This is a genomic window from Thermobifida cellulosilytica TB100 (assembly GCF_001517975.1).
GTDB lineage: Bacteria > Actinomycetota > Actinomycetes > Streptosporangiales > Streptosporangiaceae > Thermobifida > Thermobifida cellulosilytica.
On record NZ_KQ950183.1, the window covers coordinates 77,538 to 82,472 of the forward strand.

Here is a 4,935-nt window from a genome sequence, read left to right on the forward strand (position 1 = left end):
GCGGCGGCCGCGGCGGCCAGCGACAGCAGGGTGGCGGGAAGCGCCTGGTCGACGGGTCTCACCGGGCCTCCCCCGAGTCACGCCACAGTCCGGGCAGGTCGGCGACGCGGTCGGGGCACAGTACCCGCCAGCCCGCCTCCGCCAGCGCCCAGGCGGCCCGGTCGCGCTCCTGCGCCGACCACGCGGCCCGCGGCACCAGGACCGCGACCCGCGTGCCGGACCGGCCCGCCCGGCACGCCGCCAGGGCCGCCACCTCCTCCGGGGAGAGCGCGCCCAGCACCGCGACCAGCATGCCGCGGCCGAGCACCGGGCTGCGCGACAGCCGGGTGATGTCCTCCACCAGGGAGGACTCCCCGGTGACGGGGCGGGCCACGGCGAGCGCGTCCAGGACCGTGTCGCGGTGGCGCGCGTCCACCGGCCCCTCGCCCGCGCCCAGCAGCCGCAGCCGGTGCCCCAGGCCGACCAGGTGCACGGCGACCGACGCGGCCAGGACGACCGCGTCCTCCAGGGAGGAGGCGGCCGCGGCGGCGGTGTGCGCGGCGGAGCGCAGGTCCACCAGGACGGCGCCGTGGTCGAGGCGCCGCTGCTCCTCGCCGCGCACCATGAGCCGGCCGCGCCGCGCGGTGGAGCGCCAGTGCACCCGGCGCACGTCGTCGCCGGGGCGGTAGGGGCGGGGGACGGCGTCCTCCGCGGTGTCCGCGGGCCTGGGGCCGCGCCGCTGCCCGCCCGCCCCGGTCCCGCCGCCCCGCGGCGCGACCGCGGGAAGCTCCACGGTCCTGGGGACCACCAGCAGCGACGCCTCCGCGCCGACCCGGCGCTCCAGACGCGCGCAGCCCAGCGGGTCGGTCACGCTCAGGACCAGCGGGCCGACCGGGTAGCGCCCGCGCGCGTGCGAGCGCAGCCGGTAGGAGAACCTCCGCCGCTCGCCGGGGCGCAGCAGCCCCAGCGGGAAGCGGGGCGGAGAGCCGAGCGCGAACGGCAGCCGGTCCTCCGCGACGACCGGGCCGAGCGGGAGCGGGAGCGCCGTGTCGGCCCGGGCCAGGGTGAGCGTCACCCGGCAGTCGCCGCCCACGGGGACGCGCACCGCCGACAGCGTGCGCGTCTGCGTCAGGTCCCGGGGCGCGCACAACACCAGCAGGACCGCGCCGACCAGGGGGAGCGACAGCACGAGCACCGCGAAGCGCAGCAGGTCGCGTTCCCCGAGCAGCAGCGCGCCGGCGCCGATCGCCGTTCCCGTGGCGGCCAGCGCCCAGCCGCGCGGGGTGAGGGACCGCAGCACGTTCACCTTCTCGCTCTCGGCTCCCGGCGGTCAGCCCTGGGTCGGGACGGGGACGGTGGCCACCAGCTCGCCGACCACGTCGGCGGGGGAGCGGTGGGTCGCGGTGCTGGGCAGCAGGCGGTGCGCCAGCACCGGGACGGCCAGCGCCTGGACGTCGTCGGGCAGCACGTAGTCGCGGCCGCCCAGGGCGGCGTAGGCGCGGGCGGCGCGCACCAGGTGCAGGGTGGCCCGCGGGGACGCGCCCAGCAGCAGGGACGGGGTGGTCCGGGTGGCCGTGACCAGGTCGAGGACGTAGCGCTTGACCGCGGGCGCGACGTGGACCCGGCGGACCCACTCGATCATCGCGTTGACCTCGGCGACGGTGGCCACGGGGGCGAGCCGGTCCAGCGGGGAGTACACCGTGTGCGAGTCGATCATGCCGAGCTCGGCGCTGGGGTCGGGGTAGCCCATGGACACGCGCGCCATGAAGCGGTCCCGCTGCGCCTCGGGCAGCGGGTAGGTCCCCTCCGTCTCGGTGTCGACGGGGTTCTGCGTGGCGATCACCATGAAGGGCCGCTCCAGGCGCCGGGTGACGCCGTCGACGCTGACCTGACCCTCCTCCATGCACTCCAGCAGCGCCGACTGCGTCTTGGGGGAGGCCCGGTTGATCTCGTCGCCCAGCACGATGTTGGCGAACACCGGACCCGGGCAGAACTCGAACACGCGCCGCTGCTGGTGGTAGACGCTCACGCCGGTGATGTCGCCGGGCAGCAGGTCGGGGGTGAACTGCACGCGGCTGACCGTGCAGTCGACGGCCCGCCCCAGCGCCTTGGCCAGCATGGTCTTCCCCACACCCGGGACGTCCTCGATGAGCAGGTGCCCCTCGGCCAGCAGTACGGTCAGGGCGATCCGGATGACCTCGGGCTTGCCCGTGATCACGGTTTCGACCGCCGACCTGATGCGGTGCGCGGGATCCAGGAGGCCGCTGACGCCTGCGGGACTGTCGGCGGGGCCGTTCACCCGGGTGTCGAGCGACACGTGTCCCCCTTGAGTGTCGTGGCTGATTCACCACGAGGCTAGGGCCAAAGCGGGGCTTTGCAAACAAGGGGGCCGGGTCCGGCCGCGGCGCGCCCCGGCCCGGCCGGGGCCGCGGCGGCGTGTCGGGACCCTCCGCGGACGCCCGCGCACCCCCTCTGCGGAGGGTGGTTCCGCTGGTACGGCGGGTGTTCGGCGCCGTCCGGCGCTGTTGACGGTGGGGGAGAGTGGAGTACAGTGGAGCCAAGTGGAGGAAGAGCCCTCGCGGTCGGGAGGTGGGAGACGATGTTCCTCGGCACCCACGCGCCGCGACTCGACGAGAAGGGACGCATGTTCCTTCCGGCGAAGTACCGCGACGAACTGGCGGGAGGGCTGGTGGTCACGAAGGGCCAGGAGCGCTGCCTCTACGTCTTCCCGATCCGCGAGTTCGAGCGCATCACCCAGGTCCTCCGCTCGGCTCCGGTCACGGCCAAGGCGGTGCGCGACTACAGCCGCGTCTTCTTCGCCAGTGCCTCCGACGAGCTTCCCGACCGCCAGGGTCGGGTGACCATCCCGGCGAACCTGCGCGCCTACGCGGGGCTGGACCGGGACTGCGTGGTCATCGGGGCCAACACGCGCCTGGAGATCTGGGACGCCCGGACCTGGGCCGACTACGAGGCCGAACAGGAGCAGGTATTCGCGGAGCTGGCGGAGGAGGTGTTGCCGGGGGTGCTGTGATCCCGCGGACCGCCGCGCCGCCACGGGCTGCGCCGCGGTCGCAACGGGGGTCGCGGCTGTCGATCCCCGTCGGGTTCCAGGCCTCCAGACGCGGCCGGTCAGGTCCCACCTGGCGCATCTTCCCCGGCGCCAGGTGGCAGCGGGGCACACGGCGACCGCGCCCGACGGGCGCGTCTGGAGGCCCGACCGTGCCCGGAGGGGAGCGACGGCCACGGGGAACAACGACCAAGGGGGAGACTCGCCAGTGGCAGGCGACGCGCCGGGGGGCGCACCGAGACACCGCGACGCCCCCGCCCCAGCACACGTGCCGGTCATGCTGGAGCGGGTCCTGGAGCTGCTCGCACCGGCGCTGGAGCAGCCGGGAGCCGTCGTCGTGGACGGCACGCTCGGCCTGGGCGGCCACTCCGCGGCGCTGCTCGACGCCCACCCGGGCCTGCGCCTGGTGGGCGTGGACCGCGACACCACCGCACTGGAGCGCAGCCGCAGGCGGCTCGCCCCCCACGCCGACCGCGTCAGCCTGGTCCACGCCGTCTACGCCGACATCCCCCGCGTCCTGGACGACCTCGGCATCGACCGGGTCCAGGGCCTCCTGTTCGACCTGGGCGTCTCCTCGCCCCAGTTGGACGAGGCCGAACGCGGCTTCGCCTACTCCTACGACGCGCCGCTGGACATGCGCATGGACCGCACCCAGGAGCGCACCGCGGCCGACGTCGTCAACACCTACTCCGCCGGGGAGCTCACCCGCATCCTCAAGGTCTACGGCGAGGAGCGCTACGCCGCGCGGGTGGCCCAGGCCATCGTGCGGCGCCGCGCCAGAGAGCCCGTGCGCACCACCGGGGTCCTCGCCGACCTGGTGCGCGAGGCCATCCCCGCCCCGGCGCGCCGCACCGGGGGCAACCCCGCCAAGCGGACCTTCCAGGCGCTGCGCATCGAGGTCAACTCCGAACTCGCCATCCTGGAGCGCGCCCTGCCCGCGGCGATCTCCCGCCTCGCCGTGGGCGGGCGCGTCGTCGTGCTGTCCTACCACTCCCTGGAGGACCGCATCACCAAGCGCGCCCTGGCCGCGCTGAGCACCGACACCACCCCGCCCGGACTACCGGTGCCCCTGCCGGACCGGCAGCCCGAACTGCGCCTGCTCACCCGGGGCGCCGAACTCCCCACCGAGCAGGAGACCGCACGCAACCCCCGAGCGGCGTCGGCCCGGCTGCGGGCCGCGGAGAGAACGCGGGAGCCGTGACCGTCGGCCCCGCCAGTCAGCACCAGCGCGCCCCGGCCCGTGCCGGGAGCCGCGACGGCGTCCGGGAGAACACAGTGGAGACCAGCACCAGAGAACACACCGAGACCGCACGGAGCAGACCGCGCACGGCAGCACCCCGCCCGCGCACCGGGCGCGCCCCCGCGCCGCGCCGCGCCGCCCGTCCGCGCACCTCCGCGCCGCGCCTGCCGTTCGTGCTGCTCATCCTGGGACTGCTCGGCGGGGCGATGGTCACCCTGCTGATGCTGCACGCGGTCCTCGCCGAGGACACCTTCGAGATCGCACGGCTGCAACAGGAGAACCGCGAACTCAGCCAGCAGGAGCAGGCCCTGCGCGAACAGGTCATGCGCGCCGAGTCGCCCGAGGCGATCGCCGACGCCGCCGAGGAGCTGGGCATGCGCCCCGGCGCCGAACCCCAGTTCCTCGACCTGGACAGCGGCCGGATCACCGGGAAGTCGGACGGGGCGGGCGAGTGACCGCGACGGCGCCGTCCCGCGCCGCCGCGACAGGGCACCGAGCAGGGGGGAACGTCCACCGTTGAGCACACCGCGCGACCGCAGTCCCAGAGGCCCCCGTCGGCCGTCGTCCGCGGCGGGCAGCCGGCGCGGGCCCGGGCCGGGGCCCGCGAAGGCCGCCCGGCGCTCCCCCCACCCCCGAGTCCGACGCCGCC

Annotated in this window: 5 protein-coding genes; 3 read left to right on the forward strand and 2 right to left on the reverse strand. The window is 75.8% G+C overall.

Annotation, left to right across the window (positions count from 1 at the left end; genetic code table 11):
• Nucleotides 1–58 precede the first annotated feature (58 nt).
• Together AC529_RS13055 and AC529_RS13060 are read right to left on the reverse strand one after the other, a co-directional pair.
• The gene (locus AC529_RS13055; RefSeq protein WP_232306727.1) at nt 59–1,279 is read right to left on the reverse strand and encodes a DUF58 domain-containing protein; all 1,221 of its coding nucleotides are present in this window, start codon (nt 1,277–1,279) and stop codon (nt 59–61) included.
• A gap of 30 nt (nt 1,280–1,309) precedes the next feature.
• Nucleotides 1,310–2,296 carry an AAA family ATPase gene (locus tag AC529_RS13060; protein WP_068757055.1) on the reverse strand — a complete coding sequence of 329 codons (987 nt, stop codon included), beginning with the start codon at nt 2,294–2,296 and terminating at the stop codon, nt 1,310–1,312.
• A 282-nt stretch (nt 2,297–2,578) separates the two neighbouring features.
• On the opposite strand from AC529_RS13060, the gene mraZ reads away from it, so the two are divergent.
• From mraZ to AC529_RS13075, 3 genes are all read left to right on the forward strand, one after another.
• Complete coding sequence (gene mraZ / locus AC529_RS13065; RefSeq protein WP_068757057.1) at nt 2,579–3,010, forward strand: division/cell wall cluster transcriptional repressor MraZ; 432 nt, start codon at nt 2,579–2,581, stop codon at nt 3,008–3,010.
• Between the two features lie 244 nt (nt 3,011–3,254).
• Nucleotides 3,255–4,247 carry a 16S rRNA (cytosine(1402)-N(4))-methyltransferase RsmH gene (gene rsmH, locus AC529_RS13070; RefSeq protein WP_068757059.1) on the forward strand — a complete coding sequence of 331 codons (993 nt, stop codon included), beginning with the start codon at nt 3,255–3,257 and terminating at the stop codon, nt 4,245–4,247.
• Between the two features lie 74 nt (nt 4,248–4,321).
• Nucleotides 4,322–4,741: a cell division protein FtsL gene (locus tag AC529_RS13075; RefSeq protein WP_068757600.1), complete on the forward strand. Its 420-nt coding sequence runs from the start codon at nt 4,322–4,324 to the stop codon at nt 4,739–4,741.
• Nucleotides 4,742–4,935: the final 194 nt, after the last annotated feature.

Bases quoted from the DNA above. Each gene is read 5' to 3' on its own strand.
- mraZ (WP_068757057.1), top strand. From the start codon at position 2,579: ATGTTCCTCGGCACCCACGCGCCGCGACTCGACGAGAAGGGACGCATG.